Origin of the sequence: Bacillus sp. FSL K6-3176 (assembly GCF_038003325.1) — a bacterium.
Lineage (GTDB): Bacteria > Bacillota > Bacilli > Bacillales > Bacillaceae > Bacillus > Bacillus altitudinis.
Genome location: NZ_JBBOOX010000001.1, coordinates 3650400 through 3667275 on the forward strand (window position 1 = coordinate 3650400; position 16876 = coordinate 3667275).

Annotated in this window: 15 protein-coding genes and 1 riboswitch; of the genes, 8 read left to right on the forward strand and 7 right to left on the reverse strand. The window is 38.9% G+C overall.

Annotation, left to right across the window (positions count from 1 at the left end; all coding sequences use genetic code 11):
• Positions 1–3 precede the first annotated feature (3 nt).
• Positions 4–765: an ABC transporter ATP-binding protein gene (locus tag MHB38_RS18950; protein WP_265154200.1), complete on the forward strand. Its 762-nt coding sequence runs from the start codon at positions 4–6 to the stop codon at positions 763–765.
• Positions 766–1423: 658 nt separating this feature from the next.
• Entirely contained in the window at positions 1424–2602 is a 1179-nt protein-coding gene (locus tag MHB38_RS18955) for a response regulator aspartate phosphatase (RefSeq protein ID WP_341004214.1), read from the forward strand.
• Positions 2603–2695: 93 nt separating this feature from the next.
• Here MHB38_RS18955 and MHB38_RS18960 read toward each other — a convergent pair whose 3' ends face one another.
• The 5 genes from MHB38_RS18960 to MHB38_RS18980 all read right to left on the reverse strand — a co-directional run bounded on the left by MHB38_RS18960 (position 2696) and on the right by MHB38_RS18980 (position 9195).
• A complete protein-coding gene (locus MHB38_RS18960; protein WP_008347382.1) occupies positions 2696–3544 on the reverse strand; it encodes a PRD domain-containing protein in 849 nt (282 codons plus the stop codon).
• 31 nt (positions 3545–3575) lie between these two features.
• Positions 3576–5042 (reverse strand): glycoside hydrolase family 1 protein, encoded by a 1467-nt coding sequence (locus MHB38_RS18965; protein ID WP_017368396.1) that lies wholly within the window; start codon positions 5040–5042, stop codon positions 3576–3578.
• Between the two features lie 4 nt (positions 5043–5046).
• Positions 5047–6906 carry a beta-glucoside-specific PTS transporter subunit IIABC gene (locus MHB38_RS18970; RefSeq protein WP_017368397.1) on the reverse strand — a complete coding sequence of 620 codons (1860 nt, stop codon included), beginning with the start codon at positions 6904–6906 and terminating at the stop codon, positions 5047–5049.
• Between the two features lie 330 nt (positions 6907–7236).
• Entirely contained in the window at positions 7237–8190 is a 954-nt protein-coding gene (locus tag MHB38_RS18975; protein ID WP_035390045.1) for a hypothetical protein, read from the reverse strand.
• Between the two features lie 111 nt (positions 8191–8301).
• Positions 8302–9195 (reverse strand): hypothetical protein, encoded by an 894-nt coding sequence (locus MHB38_RS18980; RefSeq protein ID WP_144625451.1) that lies wholly within the window; start codon positions 9193–9195, stop codon positions 8302–8304.
• Positions 9196–9377: 182 nt separating this feature from the next.
• On the opposite strand from MHB38_RS18980, the gene MHB38_RS18985 reads away from it, so the two are divergent.
• Positions 9378–9929 (forward strand): PadR family transcriptional regulator, encoded by a 552-nt coding sequence (locus MHB38_RS18985; RefSeq protein ID WP_035703942.1) that lies wholly within the window; start codon positions 9378–9380, stop codon positions 9927–9929.
• 4 nt (positions 9930–9933) lie between these two features.
• Positions 9934–10422, forward strand: coding sequence for a DUF4188 domain-containing protein (locus tag MHB38_RS18990; protein WP_046344840.1), 489 nt, complete (start codon positions 9934–9936; stop codon positions 10420–10422).
• A gap of 10 nt (positions 10423–10432) precedes the next feature.
• Here MHB38_RS18990 and MHB38_RS18995 read toward each other — a convergent pair whose 3' ends face one another.
• On the reverse strand, positions 10433–11056 hold the full coding sequence (locus tag MHB38_RS18995) for an NUDIX hydrolase (RefSeq protein ID WP_191219038.1): 624 nt from the start codon (positions 11054–11056) through the stop codon (positions 10433–10435).
• A gap of 169 nt (positions 11057–11225) precedes the next feature.
• Between MHB38_RS18995 and MHB38_RS19000 the strand changes: the two genes are divergently transcribed.
• Together MHB38_RS19000 and MHB38_RS19005 are read left to right on the forward strand one after the other, a co-directional pair.
• A complete protein-coding gene (locus MHB38_RS19000; protein WP_025208285.1) occupies positions 11226–11432 on the forward strand; it encodes a helix-turn-helix transcriptional regulator in 207 nt (68 codons plus the stop codon).
• The gene (locus MHB38_RS19005) at positions 11429–12109 is read left to right on the forward strand and encodes a DUF3169 family protein (RefSeq protein ID WP_076821448.1); all 681 of its coding nucleotides are present in this window, start codon (positions 11429–11431) and stop codon (positions 12107–12109) included. The genes MHB38_RS19000 and MHB38_RS19005 overlap by 4 nt, the downstream gene beginning before the upstream one ends.
• A gap of 47 nt (positions 12110–12156) precedes the next feature.
• On the opposite strand, the gene MHB38_RS19010 is transcribed toward MHB38_RS19005, so the two are convergent.
• Positions 12157–13503, reverse strand: a complete 1347-nt coding sequence (locus MHB38_RS19010) for an amino acid permease (protein WP_017359936.1) — start codon at positions 13501–13503, stop codon at positions 12157–12159.
• Positions 13504–13665: 162 nt separating this feature from the next.
• Positions 13666–13745, reverse strand: a riboswitch (glycine riboswitch).
• A gap of 276 nt (positions 13746–14021) precedes the next feature.
• Here MHB38_RS19010 and MHB38_RS19015 point away from each other — a divergent pair.
• The gene (locus tag MHB38_RS19015; RefSeq protein WP_007497313.1) at positions 14022–15038 is read left to right on the forward strand and encodes a LacI family DNA-binding transcriptional regulator; all 1017 of its coding nucleotides are present in this window, start codon (positions 14022–14024) and stop codon (positions 15036–15038) included.
• Positions 15039–15687: 649 nt separating this feature from the next.
• On the forward strand, positions 15688–16869 hold the full coding sequence (locus MHB38_RS19020; protein ID WP_017359938.1) for an MFS transporter: 1182 nt from the start codon (positions 15688–15690) through the stop codon (positions 16867–16869).
• Positions 16870–16876: the final 7 nt, after the last annotated feature.

Here is a 16876-nt window from a genome sequence, read left to right on the forward strand (position 1 = left end):
CACATGGAACAATTAATTGAAGCGAAACAATTGTCTTTACAAATTGATTCATTAAAAGGACAAAAACAGACCATTCTTAGAAATATTCACTTAACCATTAAACGTGGAGAATTTGTCACCATTATGGGACCTTCAGGATGTGGAAAAACCTCTTTGCTTTATCAACTTAGCGGTATAGAGACATCCTCCAGAGGGGAAATCAAATATAAAGGTCAACTGCTATCAGAAATGACAGACAAACAGTTAACAGCTTTGCGCTTATCAGAGATGGGATTCGTCTTTCAACACAGCCACTTACTAAAAAACCTCAATCTATTTGATAACATAATTGCTGCAGCTTACTTAGCGAAGAAAATGCCGAGAAAAGAAGTCAATGAACGAGCAAAATATCTAATGGAGAAACTTGATATTGATCATTTAGCTGATAGATATTTATCAGAAGTATCAGGAGGACAGCTCCAAAGAGCCTCTATCTGTCGAGCTCTTATGAATAAACCAAACATTCTTTTTGCAGATGAGCCCACAGGTGCTCTAAATTCAAGCACCACAAAGGAAGTCATGGATATTTTTTCACTAATCAATTCTGAAGGAACAACTCTGCTTCTCGTCACCCATGATCCAAAAGTGGCCCTTTGCTCTGAAAGAATTTTGTTTATGAATGACGGTGAAATTTCAGCTCATTTAAATTTAGGAAAATACGATCGCTTCACCGCTGAGAAACGAGAGGCCTTGTTAAACAAGTGGTTACAAAACTTAGGGTTTTAATTGGTGTAAAACAGGCAGAAAGCTGCCTGTTTTATTTTTTCTTACACTCAAAGGAGTAATCCATAGTCAAACTATTTGTTTCTAGTATGATTTTGCCGTCTTCTTGTTGACAAGATTCTGTCAGCAACTCAATTTCTTTGCTATAAAAGTATCTCTTTGAGATATAAAGAGTGACTAAAACAAGTAAAAGCGTCGTCATCACAATTGTCATTTGCCAGTTTAACATTTGAAATCTTTTTTTCATTTCAACATCCTTTCTGAAAGGTCAACACTTGTCTCGGATATTCACCTTTCTCAGTAACTACCAGTTTCTTTTCCAAAATCATCTAGCAACATCATAACTGATTTTCCCTTCTAGATCGACCTTTCATTGTTCTTTTCTCATAGCTAAAATAGCTTTATTTCATATATTCAGATGGTATTGTCGACCATAAACTTAAAACTAATAGTATCTATCACGTTTTTAGACTTCCAAAAAAAGATTTTACTCATTTGAATAAACAATCAATCATCATTACAATAACGTACATCTCATGACATAAGGTCCTTTTTATTACCTCCTGTCAATCACCTCCCAGAAACGATTATATTTTACCAAAAATTGTGATATCGTTTTTTATTGAAACAGGCGAAAGGATGTTAAAGAGGTGAAATTTCCATGAAAATCATTTCAGCTGAACAGGTGGGGAATCGTTTAAATGATTGGCGAATTGCCATTCGTAAGCATGATGTACACAATGCAAAGACAATCTACACAGAATTAAAGGAATTACTTCAAGAGATGGAAGAGAATCAGGAGGTCTTGACCTACTATTCATTGCTAGAAGGCAAGTTTAAGCTCATGTTATATGAACGAAGAGGTAAAAAACTAAATGAACCGACAGTGCTAGAATACCCTTCTAAAACAAACGACTTAATTGAATACTATTTTTACCTATATAAAGCTCTTTACGCTTCATATAACAGAGACTATGCATCAGCCATCGGACTGTTTAAAATTGCTGAGAAAAAACTACAAAACATTCCTGATGAAATAGAAGTAGCAGAATTCCATACGAAGGTCGCAAACCTATATATGATGCTTCGCCAAAGCCTGATTTCACTTCATTATATTCAGAATGCTATCGATATTTTCAAAGGGCATGATGGCTATGAAAGAAGACTGGCAGCAGCTTTTGTGATCGCAGCCACCAACTTCATGGATATTGGCGATTTCAAAATAGCTGAGAATTACTACACAAAAGCATTACACATCTCAAATCAATTAAACGATCATTTTTTAGCATCACAGCTTTATCACAATATCAGTATTCTATATGCTGAAGTTGGAGAATCAAAAAAATGTATTGATGCCCTAGAAAAGGCTCTTAGTGATGATGACTACCTTTCATCTTGTTATTTCGAACACTCCATGTTTATGTTACTAAAAGAGCTACTCTCCATTGATGAAAAGTCGCAAGCTCTCTATTATTTTGAATTGGTCAAACAAAAACAAGAAATAGACAGAAACCCCATCTATACAGCAAAAATGAATTTTCTCTATCACCTATATTTCACTGAAGACATATCCAAAAAAGCTAAAACCTGTTTCGATGACATCAGTATTCTGAAAGAATTAAAGGATGTTGAAGGTGCCCGTGAATTAAGTGCACTAGCTGCCAAACACTTTGAAGAGCTGGGTTCAATTCACCAAGCATACCTCTTTTTGAAGGATGCCTATCAATTGGAACACACTACACTTAATTGGAGGAATTATGATGAAAAAAGTGAGTTTACTCATTTTCGCTTTAGCTATCGTTGTTTTCGGACAAACGGTGTCTTACAATTCGTTAAATGATACAAATCTTGGCCCAACAGAACGACCTATCGGAACATAAACCGATACAATACAAATAACCACTTGCCTTATTACAAGGCAAGTGGTCCACATTTATTTCAGTTCTTGATAAGAAATGAGGCGGTGAATATGTACCGCCAGATACGTAAGTTCGTCATTTGGAATAACAATACTATGCACCTGTTTAATATAATCTTTGATTTTGAAAGCTACATCCATCGCTTGAGGATACAAGTGTGCAATTTGTTCAAACAACTCATTTTCTTGATCTGATAATAATTTATTTGCGTAGAATCTTTCAACAAAGAATTTCACATGTGTAATAAATCGGCTGTAATGAATATTCTCTTGATCCATTTTCATATTCAACGTATAGCGGACAAGATTCACAATACTTCCGATCATCTTTGCATACTTCATGCCATCTTTGGAATCGGACTCTTCACCTAACGCATTAATTAAATGGAAGGCGATATTGGCCGCTTCTTCCTTTGGTAATTGAATGCCCAATGTATTGTTGACTAACTCAAGCGCATAATTACCTACTTCAAATTCTTCGGTATAGTAGTTTTTGATTTCCCAGTATACTCGATTTGTAATATTAATGTTCTTCTTGTGCCGTTCTACTGCAAAATTCAAGTGGTCCATCAAGGTAAAATAGACACCAGAATTCAGACTTGAGTTTAAGCGTTTTTCAGCATATTGAACAATATGCTGAGTTAAATCGATAAACTCTTGTGGCATTGAATCTAATAGTTGGAGAAATTCCTTCGCTCTCATGTTATCGACAGACATAAACACTTGATCTGCCTTCTTTTCTTCAATCATTTGACCTGGTTTTTGTCCATAACCAATCCCACGGCCGAATAGAACCATCTCCTGTTGGTTCTGATCTTCAGCCAGAACCACACTCGAGTTTAAAACTTTTTTGATTTTAAACATCGTCATCACCTGTTTTCATGATTGTGGTTTTTCAATCAAGCGATTCACCATTTGTTTCAATGACCTTTTTATACCAATAAAATGAGTCTTTACGAGAACGTTTTAATGTACCGTTTCCATCGTCATCTTGATCTACATGAATGAACCCGTATCGTTTTGACATCTGTGATGTACCTGCACTAATAATATCAATTGAGCCCCAGCTCGTATATCCGAAGAGGTCAACGCCTTCTTCCACCGCTTCTCTCATTTGGCGGAAATGCTCTTTGAAATAGTTAATACGATAATCATCGTGAATTGATCCATCACTTTCAACAACATCTTTTGCACCCATGCCGTTTTCTACAATGATCAGTGGTTTTTGATACCGATCATATAATTCTATTAAAGAAATTTTCAGACCAACCGGATCAATTTGCCATCCCCAATCAGTAGATGGAAGGTAAGGATTTTTGACCCCACGGATGGTATTTCCATCCGTCTTTTCTAATCCTTCATCAGCTGATTCAGTTAAAGACATATAGTAGCTGAACGAGATAAAATCTACTGTATTTTCTTTTAAAATAGAAAGATCATCTGATTCCATTTGGATATGAATGTTTTTTCTCTCAAGCATGCGCTTGATAAGCGGCGGGTATTCACCAAATACCTGAACATCTGCATAGAAATAGTTTTCTAAGTTTTGTTTCAATGCCCGCTCCACATCATTCGGATGACAAGTGTGCGGATACGTTGTTAATTTTGTCAGCATACACCCTACTTGACTGCCTTGTATGATGCGATGACAATCTGCTGTTACGAGTGCAGAGGCAATGAATTGATGATGGAGTGCTTGATAAACCGTCTCTTCCTCTTTCCCTTCTGGGCAGCGATCAGGAATAATTCCTGCTGTAATAAAAGAGTGGCGGTGAATACTATCTATTTCATTAAAGGTCAGCCAATATTTCACATCATGTTTATAGCGTTCAAAACATACATTGGCGAACTTAACAAAGAGATCAACGACTTTTCTTTCAACCCAGCCATTATATTTCACGCTCAGTGCTAACGGCATTTCATAATGTGACAGTGTCACAATCGGTTCTATGTTGTGTTTTTTCATTTCTGCAAATACACGATCGTAAAATTGGAGTCCTTTTTCATTTGGTTCGTTCTCTTCTCCAGTTGGGAAGATACGGCTCCATGCAATAGAAATGCGAAGAGTTTTAAAACCCATTTCAGCAAATAGAGCCAAATCCTCTTTATAGTGATGATAGAAATCAACACCTCTGCGTTTTGGATACTTTTTATCATCTGGGTCTTTCATCGCTCGATCTATATTTTCAGAAGTAACAGCTAGATGCCCTTCATAATCTTCTACACTCAAATTAGACCGGTACATCGCAATATCAGCAACAGATGGGCCCTTTCCATCTACATTCCAAGCGCCTTCTGCTTGGTTGGCGGCAATGGCGCCGCCCCATAAAAATCCTTTTGGAAAACCTTTTATTGTCGTCATATGTTTAGCCTCCTAATTGGGTGATAACCATCAATGTATCTTGGCGATTGACCTCTTGTAATGGCTGTACCTTAATATCATATTGATCTGTATTCGTGATGACAGCAAGCGTAACTGGATCGTATCCTGCTTCCATGATTTTTTCTACATCAAATTCAATGAGTAAATCCCCTGCTTGTACACGATCTCCTGCCTGCACTTTTGGATAAAAATACTGTCCTTCCAACTGTACAGTATCAATGCCAATATGGAATAATACTTCAACCCCTTTGTCCGTTTTCATACCAAGTGCATGGTTTGTTTCGAACAGCAAGGTGACCTCACCATCTACTGGTGCATATAACGCTCCTTCTGAAGGAATAATGGCAATTCCGTCTCCCATGACCTTTGAAGAGAAAATATCATCTTTTACTTCAGCTAGAGAGATCATTTGACCAATCACAGGGCTTTTGAAAGTTTCCCCTGCTCCAATTTGTTCAGCAAATGCATCTTGATCATTTGTCTTTTCTTCTACTTTTTTATCCTTACCTAATACAAAAGCAGCGATAAAAGCAACAACGAAGGAAATGACAGCTCCAATGACAGCAAACATTAGATTTCGTGGAAGCTCATCTGATATAAACATCGACATACTTGCTAATCCAGGACCAACAAGTACAAAAGCTTGTATACCAACTAATCCAATGAAGATCCCGCCAACAAACGAACCAATCATGACACTTCCAAGTACGCGTTTATTTTGAAGTGTCACACCATACAAAGCAGGCTCTGTGATGCCAAAAAATGCTGAAATTCCTGCCGAAATAGCTGTTGATCTGAGTACCTTGTCTTTCGTGCGTAGTGCCACTGCGAAACATGCTCCACTTTCCGCAATATTATGCGCAAGTGATGCTGGTAAATAAAGTGCTTCTTTCCCGAGGTTCCCCATCGTTGTCACTGCATAAGGGACCATTGCTTTGTGCATGCCTGATGCAACCATAAACGGGAGTACCGCTGCTAAAATTGCAACAGCTACCCAGCCTACTGTATTAAACATCGCAAGAATAACGGATGAAAACCCTTGTCCTGCTGTAAAACCAAGTGGTCCTAATAACAGTAACGTAACGGGTACAGTAATGACTAATGACATCATTGGGACAAAGAAAATCCGAATTGGTTTTGGTGAAAATCGTGTGAAGAATTTTTCCATTTGAGCGTAAAGCAATACAGAAAGGATTGCTGGAAACACTTGATACGCATAAGCTATATTTTTTACGTCGAATGACATTAATTGCGCACCTTCAGTAAGCATGGCTGTCATGTTCGGAAGAAGGAGTGCACCGACTGCTGATAATGCGACCAGTGGGTTTACCTTTAGTTTATTTGCCGTTGTGACAGCGACTAGTAATGGCAGGAAGTATAGTGGTGCGTCACCCACCATGTTCAGTATTTGATAGGTTTGGCCTTTTGCATCCACCCATCCTAATAAAGAGAAGAGGAGAAGAAATGATTTTAAAATCCCTCCGCCTGCGATAGCCGGAACAAGCGGCTGGAAGACACCCACAATGAAATCTAATAGAACTGTGCCTGCTTTTCTTTTTTCTTTTGGCTGATTGGATGGCATGCTTTGCCCAGACGAGCTGCCGCCCATTAAATTTGTTACCTGTTGATACACTTCAATCACGTCATTCCCAATGACCACTTGGCATTGTCCTGACATTCTGACAGCTATGACACCTGGTGTTTTTTCTAATGCTGGTACATCTGCTTTTTTCTGATCAATTAGTGTGAAGCGAAGTCTTGTTGAGCAGTGTTCAAGGTGCGCAATGTTTTCTTTACCACCTACATGCTGTAAAACATCTTTGGCGACTTGTGTGTAATCCATTTTTTCTCCTCCTTTTCTCATACATGAGACCTATATTTTGGCAATAAAAAAAGGATCTAAAACGACAAATTAAAGAAATTCATCGTTTTTAGATCCTGCCTGCATGACCAGTCACATGTCTAATTTATTTATATTGGATTTGTTTTTAGTATATATTGATTATATGAAAGCGTCAACATTTATTTTTCTGAAATTTATTAAGGTCTATATACCCAAAATACTTTTCTTTATTTACTTAAAGCAACTCTTTTGTTCCTTCTATCATCAATCAACAAAATGTTTCTCCATAAAAAACCAGATAAGTTGATTCACTCATCTGGTTTAAGACGCCTATTTTCTCTTTTCTTCTGCTTTCTTTTTAAATGCTTTCGCTTGTTTTTCATATTCCTTTTTCGTGACAGCTTTTAACTCTACTGAATCGCCTGTCATGATATATGGTCTAGGGAGTTTTTTAAATTCCTGATACGTGAAAGCTTTTATCTCTATAGTACCGTTAGTCTTTTTAATTGGCAGTTTGATTGATTTTGCATCTCGATCAGTCGAACCTATAATGACACCTCGTTCAATTATAGGATCGTAGCTCATGTCTAAATAGTCTCCACCATCAGTTTCGCCCCCGACCTCTAATTTCATTTCTTTATATGGCTTACAACCATCTTCAGAAACAGTTGTTATTAGAAAAGAGCCGAGCCATCCATTCTCAATATGCATGCTTTCCACTTGTAAAAATAGTTGTTTGTCCTCTGCCGTATATAGAAAACCATATACCTTCGCCACTTTATCCCTGAAGTGTCTCATATTGTCATAAAATCTAGTTTCTGAAGTATCAACTAGATGTTGATGTCGAACTTGAAGTTTTTTGTGATACGAATCTAGCTTTTTTCGATTGATTGCTTTATATATTCTGCTTTTCTTATCACCTTGTTTTTTCACAGATAGGTCTTTACCGGACATTTGAACTTCGTATATGATTGTTTCTTTGCCTTGTTTGACTCGAAATTCATAACCGTTTTCCTTTGAACTCCCGGACACTACATATTGTTTTTTATATATTTTGGGATCCCACCATATTTCTTCTATATACTTTTCATTCAAATGCCCCGTTACTTTGCCTTTATTCTCAGATATCTCAAACCAGCTCATTTTATCCTTCGTTTTATACGCAAATGCATAGGCATGATTCAATGAATTCTTTTGTGCGATTGCTTGATATGCTGTCCAGCCGCCTCCACCTAAGACGAGTACTGCCAGGATAGACACGACCCACATTTTCAATTTACTCATAGGTACCTCCACTAATATATGATTTAAAATATCTTCATGATCCCTATTTATTCAACTAAATTCTGATCGCCCTGAAATGCCATTCACAACAATCATCTGTTCCAACACGATCTACTTTTGCCATTCTTTCGCCTTCTTTTTGAATGCTTCCGTTTGTTCTTGATATTCCTCTTTCGTGACCGCTTTAAATTCTATAATCCCGCCTGCCATTTTAAAAGGAAATTTAATGTATGTTGCGTCTCGGTCAGTTTCCCCTAAAATAAAACCCTTTTCAATTGCAGGATAAGTACTCAAATCAAACATTATCCCATCTGAAACTCCACCTGCTGTATGTTTCGTTTCTTTATAAGGTTCACCACCATCTCCTGGAACCTTTCTCATTAGAAAAGAACCTGCCCATTCAGACTGCATATACATTCGTTTTACTTTTAAAAATAGTTGGTATGAACCATCCTCTGCTGTATACAGATAACCATAAGCGCCTGTTACTTTCTTAATGAAGTTTCGTACATAATCATGAAATCTATTTTCCGTGTCATCCATCAGTTTCTCATATCGAGTATGAATGTCCTGTTGAACAGCACGTAGGTTTTTTTGATCAATTGCTTTGTATGTGATGCTGTGCTTTTCACCTTGTTTTTTCACAGAAAGATCTTTTTCGGCAAGGTGAACTTCATATGTGACCGTTTCTTTCCCTTGCTTCACATAAAATTCGTAACCGTTTTCAATTGATTTTCCGGTTAATTGATATTTGTTGATAAATAGATTGGGATCATAATGCCTTTGCGGATTTTCCTCTAAAATGGTTTCGTTCAGCTGGCCTGTTACTTTTCCGTTTCTCTCCGTTACCTTGAACCAGTTCACACGATCATGAGTCTTATATGCAAAGGCGTAGGGATGATTCAAACCACTCTTTTGTGCGATTGCTTGATAGGCTATCCAGCCGCCTCCACCAATCAGTAGTACCGCCAGAATAGTCATGATCCAGATTTTCGATTTACTCATATGTCCCCTCCAAACTATGATCGTTCACTCTATATGAAGGATTCATCTCATTGATTAACAAATCAGTGATCTCTTCACCTCCTTTCTAGCATTTATTTTTTTCTCATACCTCTTGTATCTGCAGTTATACATCGTTTATTATATATCTAAATGATATATCTTTTAGATAGGTGTGTTGATCAATGAAAAAATACAATGATACGACGTATGCGATTTTGGGGATTTTAACGACAGATTGTAAGTCTGGGTATGAAGTGAAGCAATTAATTGATAGGAGCTTGCATCACTTTTGGAAAATTAGTTATGGACAAATTTATCCAGCTTTAAAGTTAATAGTCGAGGAAGGGCTTGCGAAGGTTTCACCCACTTCTACAACTGGCCGCTCAGACAAGCGGGAATATCATCTAACTGAAAAAGGGCTGGACACGTTGAGGCAATGGCTGGCGCAGCCGCTCGATCAAGTACCATCAGAACGAAATGAGGTGTTATTAAAGTTATTTTTTGGTCAATATCTTTCGTTTGAGAAAAAATTGGTGCTTTTACAGGATTATGAGAGGCAGCTCCGTATCCGTTATGAGACATATGTTGCGATTGAACAAAACATTCAAGAGCTGTATCCAGATGAAGCTGATGCGAAGTATTGGCTGTATACGTTAAATTACGGAAAGAAAGTGGCGCAGGCTGGAATTGATTGGTGCGTGGAGACCTGTGAATCAATGAGGAAAGAAGGGTGAACAAATGAAAAAAAATATACGTGCAGGCAGGTATACAACAGACAATTCTGAGCCGATTGTTGTGTTCATTATCGGAATGAGAATCAATAAACGCTGGGCTGTCCATCAATGGCTGCCAGTATTTAAGGCGATGCCGGGGATGATCAAAGAACTTTATACACATCAAGAAGAACTTGGTTTTCTCGGGACAGAAAATTACTTCGGTTTACGCACCACCACCATGATCCAATATTGGAAATCAACAGAGGACCTCCTTGCCTATGCCAAGATGGAGAAGCATTTGGCTGCTTGGAAAGGATTTAACCAAAGAGCACGAAATAATGACGCGGTCGGAATTTATCATGAAACGTATCAAATTCAAGCCGGCTCATATGAATCTATCTACGTGAACATGCCTTCATATGGATTGAGCAAAGCTAAAGCACCCATCCTAATTGGAAAAGGGAAAGGAAAAGAAACCGCAAAAGAACGCCTTTCCACAACAAATTCCTAGAGCTGGTTCTCTAGGAATTTCTTTTTGCAACCATCACAAAATGTTTTAATATGCGGGCAGTTAATCCCCAAATGGTGTAACGATTGTAATCATAAAACCACTCTTCAATCGAACGACTCCCCCAGCTGTATTTTTCACCATTCATGATTTTTTCATAAGGAAAGTCCTCTCCTGGTGTTGGCAGCACCGATACATGGTGTAAGTACGGTTCGTATTGGCTGAGCCATGATAGAGGCACAGTAAAGGTCTCCTCTACTTCTTCTTGATTAAAGGAATGTTTGACCTGCTGTTCATCAATAATCCCGACAAATGGATATACCACAAAGGATGGTGAGGCAATATAAGGGCTGAGCTGCCCTAAAACCTTGACGGATTCGGGCGGAATTCCTAGTTCTTCATATGTTTCCCGCAGTGCAGCTTCTTGTGCGGTTTCCCCACCGTCGAGTTTGCCTCCTGGGAAGCTAATATCGCCAGGCTGTTTTCTCATCGTCAGTGATCGCACTTCAAATAAAACATGCCATTCCCCGTCTACTTGCACCAAAGGGACAAGGACTGCCGCTTTGAACGCTGTCTCTTCTCCAATAAATAGCGGCTGTGATTGATGTAAATCACTTTTTAATTGATCAATGAACATGGGCATCACCTATTTTCTGTTTCTCTTTTCTTTAGCGTATCATTGATTCCCTTTTGAATAAAGGCGATCTTTTGACAATTATTTTTATCATTTTGACAACTATACTTGTCAAAATGAATATAATACTTTACAATCAAGATAACATTTTGATCAGAGTTGAGGTGACAGAATGAAAAATCGGCTAAAAGAGCTGCGGGCGCGTGATGGTTTAAACCAAACGGAGCTTGCGAAACGGGCAAAGGTTTCCCGCCAGACGATCAGCTTAATGGAACGAGATGAATTAATGCCGTCTCTCTTACTTGCTATGAGGCTTTCACGTATTTTTCAAGAACCCATTGAACAAATTTTTCTATTCGAGGAGGATGAACTCACATGAAAACTGTATACAAAATGCTCTTAGGTGCTCTCCTTGGTTTTCTCGGTGCTTACTGTTTGCTGGCTGCCGAATTTGAGCTGACACTTCTGCAAGCTGCATTTGAAGCGACTCTTGTCATCACTGGCTTGACAGTTCTATTCATCATTTATTGTTTTTCAGGCATTTCACGCATGAAGAAAAGAGTCTCTCTTTCAGTATCTGGTGATGAGGAAGATGAACTAGAGGTAAAACAGTACCGAACCTTTACTGATGTAACGTTAGCTAATACGGTGAGTACCATTTTATCGATTATTGCAATTGGAATTTCCATCGTAACCGAGCAGCCACTCTGGCTGATTCTCGCAAATGCTGCCTTATTTTTGATCACCGTCATTCTTTCTTATGCATCGATCTCTGTCCTAAAGCTCGTCTATCCTAATCGTCACCTACCTAGTCCAACCGATAAAGATTATGGCAAAAAACTGCTCGCCATTTCTGATGAAGGCGAAAAGCATGTGATGCTCGATGGGCTTTTTCACACTTTCCAAATGATGAATATTTTATTGACCGGTGCCATGTTTATTTTGATTGTCTATTCTCTTGGCGCCAATCACTCTCAGCTCTTCTCCATCATCGTCGTTGGACTTGTTCTGATCATTCTTAATGCATACTATATGTTGAAGATTCGAAATCGTTAAATAAGCAAAAGCACAGCCATTTAAAAAGGCTGTGCTTTTTTCGTTCATTATGCTGAACGGCGTTTCTTTCGTGCATAAATCAAAAATAAGAACCCAAACCATACGGGTGTCAATAACAATGCTGGACGTGTTGCATCAGCGAAAAGCATGATAACAAGAATAGCAGCAAAGAGCACAAGAACCGCTATATTCACAAAAGGTGTAAATGGCGCTTTAAAGGTAGACGCCTTATGCAGTTCAGGACGTGTCTTCTTATATTTCAGATGGCATATTAAAATAATACTCCATACCCAAATGAAACAAATGGCACTGATCGTTGTCACAATACCAAAGGCTTGTTCAGGAATCAGCTTGCTTAAAAGAGCCCCTACTGACACCACAATCGTCGACACAAACAGGGCATTACTTGGAACAGCATGCTTATTTAGACGGCCAAAAGATGCCGGTCCTTGTTTTTGATGACTGAGATTATACAAAATTCGGCTCGTTGAGAACATACCGCTATTACAAGCAGAAGCCGCAGATGTCAGGACGACAAAGTTGATGAGTCCCGCCGCTACTGGTATCCCAATGAGCCCAAAGGTTTTCACAAAAGGACTTTCTGATGCACTGAGTTCTGTCCATGGGTTGATGCATAGTAATACAAAAATCGCACCTACATAGAAAAATAGAATTCTTAATGGAATTTTATTAATCGCAGACGGGATATTTTTTTGCGGATTCGCTGTTTCTGCTGCTGACACACCGACAAGTTCCACGCCCACATACGCAAAAATCACCATCTGGAATGACAATAAGAAGCCTGTCACACCATTTGGAAATAATCCGCCGTGTGACCACAGATTCGTTACCGTCACGGGTCCTGCATCTGTTTGAAAACCAATGATTAACAGGACAATTCCAACGCCAATCAACAGTAATATCGTAATCACTTTAATAAGTGCAAACCAAAATTCCATTTCTCCAAAAAGCTTCACCGTTAATAAATTAAATCCTAGCAAAATCAATAAACAAATAATAGCAGGAATCCACTGCGGAATATCAAACCAGTACTGCACATACACCCCGACCGCAATAACATCCGCCATCGCTGTCATAATCCAGCAAAACCAATACGTCCATCCTGTCACAAAGGAAGCCCATGGTCCAAGATAATCCTCTGCTATATCCGTTAAAGACTGATAGCCCGTCTTAGATAAGAGCAATTCTCCAAGTGCCCTCATGACAAAAAAGATGGCCATTCCGACAATTAAGTACGCAAAAATGATCGATGGTCCTGCCAATTGAATAGCCTTTCCAGACCCTAAAAATAGCCCAGTTCCAATCGTTCCGCCAATGGCAATTAATTGAACATGACGGTTTGATAAATCTCGCTTTAACTCTTGTTGTGCCAATTTCAACACCCTCCTACGACACGATCCTATACTGAAATAATGAACTCTCAAAAAGTCCATAAAAAAAGAGATTGGATGCGCTCCAATCTCACGGTCATAAAAGAATAGCAAAATAGAGAAAAGCAATACACAGTATGATCCATGCATCACAAATACAATATTTCGTACTCTTCTGTCCTTTTGCCTGAGATTGTGAACCCTTCGGCGCCGCACATACATGCGGTCTCTCCAGAAGCTGCTCCTGCCATAGTGTGACCCACAGCAATCATAGCCTTCGATATTTACTTTAAATGTTGCTATTTCTGAATAATTTTATATTTTACGCCTCTAAAAGAAAGCTGTCAATGGTAATCTTTTAAGATGTTGTTTCCTCCTTATCTGAAGCCGATATGACATCACTTCATCAACACCCCTTGATTAAGGTATAATGAAACAAAGAATGTTCGGCTAGTTTGGTGGAGACATCCATCTTGATGATGAACCATAGTTAGGCAATCCAATGAAGTTGGTGAAGACAAATGAAAAAAATGAACAAACAGCGTGTGACATTACAAGAAGTCGCTCGGCATGCCGGTGTATCGACTTCAACGGCCTCACTCGTTGTTCGCAACAACCCTAGGATCTCTGAAGCCACCCGGAAAAAAGTGCTGCAATCCATGGAGGATTTGGGATACGTGTACGATCGCGTCGCTGCCAACATGCGGTCGAAAAGTTCAAATATTGTGGGTGTGATCGTCACGGATATTTCAAACACCTTTATTTCTGAATTTTTAATTGGTGTGCAAACCACACTTGAATCACTTGGCTATACCGTTTTACTTGGGACAACCTTTGATAGTGTAGATAAGCAGGAGCGTCTCATCTCCACAATGGTAGAGCACCGAGTGGGTGGAATCATCTTAAATCCAGCATCGAAGAGCTCGACACGAACGGTGAAACAATTAAACAACATTCGCACACCAAAAGTATTGGCAAATCGTGAATTAGCAGATGTCCATTGTGATTATGTCGGCGTTGATTATGAACAAGGTACTTGGATGGCGGTGCGTCATCTTCTTCAAAAAGGGCATCGCCGCATCGCTTTCTTAGGCGGAGTCAAATCCTCCTCGACTTGGATTGAACGGATGAAAGGGTTCAAAAGAGCCCATGATGATGAAGACCTGACGATGGATGAATCTCTTATTATCGATATGGTACCTACCCGTGAAGGCGGGAAAGAAGCCCTTGCCCAAGTGATTGACCTTCCCGAACCACCTACTGCTATTTTTTGCTTCAGTGATTTAGTGGCGTTTGGGGTGATTCAAGAATTGGCAGCGCGTGACATCAAGCCTGGTGAAGACATTGATGTAGTTGGATTCGATAACATCCCTGAAGCGGAGATGTATCACCCGCCGCTCACCACAGTCTCATCATTTCCACGATCCATTGGAGTCAAAGCAGCCAACCTTTTGTATCATAAAATGAACGAGCAGGATGAAGAACTGCAGCGATTGATATTAAAGCCTCAACTTCATATTCGAGAAACCTCGACATGATCATGAAAAGGAGAATTGCAAAGCGATTCTCCCTTTCAGATTGTTGACAAAGGGCTAAAATGAACTTGATTTTAGCCCTTTGTCTTCTTTTCAGCGTGATAGAAAACCTTTGCAGTCTAGGAAGGACGAGCACCGGAGCAGAGCGAATTTGACATTCGTGAGCACCGGAGCGCAGGACTGACAAAGAATGCGAGGGTTTGTCTACACGCTGAAAGGAGAATTGCAAAGCGATTCTCCTTTTTTTATTGAGCAAGTCAACTATTTCTTTATTACATTTTTCTTTTTTTAAATCGCAAAGTCATAAACTTGACACATTTTAAACGCAGGAGTATATTTATCTCGTTGCTTCTTTTAGTATATCGTTATACCTTTTGTGAACATATCGTTATTTATGATATCAACTACAGTTAAAGATGGATCTTTTGATTCTGATCAAATCGAGGAAGTCCATCAACTTATGATAACTGTTATTATTTTTAATTATTTAGTAGAACGATGTACTTATTTGAAGAACAGATGAATATTCATTATTTTTTCATCAATCACACAAGGGGTGTTGTGATGGACTTAATATTATTTACGTTTAAGGAAATAACAAAGGGTAACAAGAATTTGGCCCGAACAGGGTTTCAAATATAGGAGTGGGAACATGAAAAATCCATACATTAAATCATCACTTGGCATGTACTTAAACTATTTCATGCTAGGCATGATCAATATTATTGTGGCATCAAACATGGAAAGCTTATCTGAACGCTACCATGTAGATATTCCAAAAATCAGCTTGCTTGTATCAGCAATCGGTATCGGTAAATTAATTGCTCTCTTTTTCTCTGGTAGGCTGGCAGACAGCTGGGGGCGAAAACCTGTCATTATTACAGGTAACTTTCTTTACTTATTATTCTTAATTGGGATTCCAACGACGACCAATTATACATTGGCTTTCATTTTTGCCATTTCCGCAGGGATTGCAAACTCATTGCTTGATTCAGGGACATATCCTGCTTTGACAGAGTCATTTCCTAAAAAAGCAAGTTCAGCTTCTGTATTAGTGAAGGCGTCTGTATCAATTGGTGCGACTGTTCTTCCATTTATCTTGGCATTCCTTATTGCACATGACATCTTCTGGGGCTGGGCATTCTTTGGTCTAGGACTTCTTTATTTACTTGTAGGCATTTACTTGATCTTTATGCCGTTCCCAGATCATAAACAAACGGCTTCTCAAAACGATCTTCCCGTTCAAGAGCAAATGAAGGAAGAACCGAAAATGTTTGGTGAAGGTCTAGCTGTTGTACTTATGGGATTCACGTCTACTGCATTATTTGTTGTATGGCAAACTTGGCTTCCACAGCTCGGGTTGAAATTGATTGGGCTTGGCTCAGGACAAGCGACGCAGCTTCTTTCTTATTTTAGTATTGGTGCACTCGTATCTGTTCTATTGCTTTCAATCGTATTAGATAAATTCATTTCACCAATTATGGTCGCTATTATTTACCCAATCGGGGCATTCCTTGCCATGCTTTCACTATTTCAAATTGAAACGTACGGCATTGTCATTGTTAGTACCTTTTTCTTAGGATTATTTACAGCCGGCATTTTCCAGTTGGCGATGAGTATTATGATGAAATTATTCCCTACAAACAAAGCAACGGCTTCATCATATGTCAACATTGCGGCAAGTTCAGCGTTTATCCTTGTTCCGCTGATTACAAGCGGACTCGTTAGCACGTACGATATTAAAATGACTTTATTCTTCGATATGATCATTGCGGTCATCAGCGTATTGTTAGCAGTCTTTGTTTTACGACGCATGAAAAAATTGTTTAGATAATTAAAGG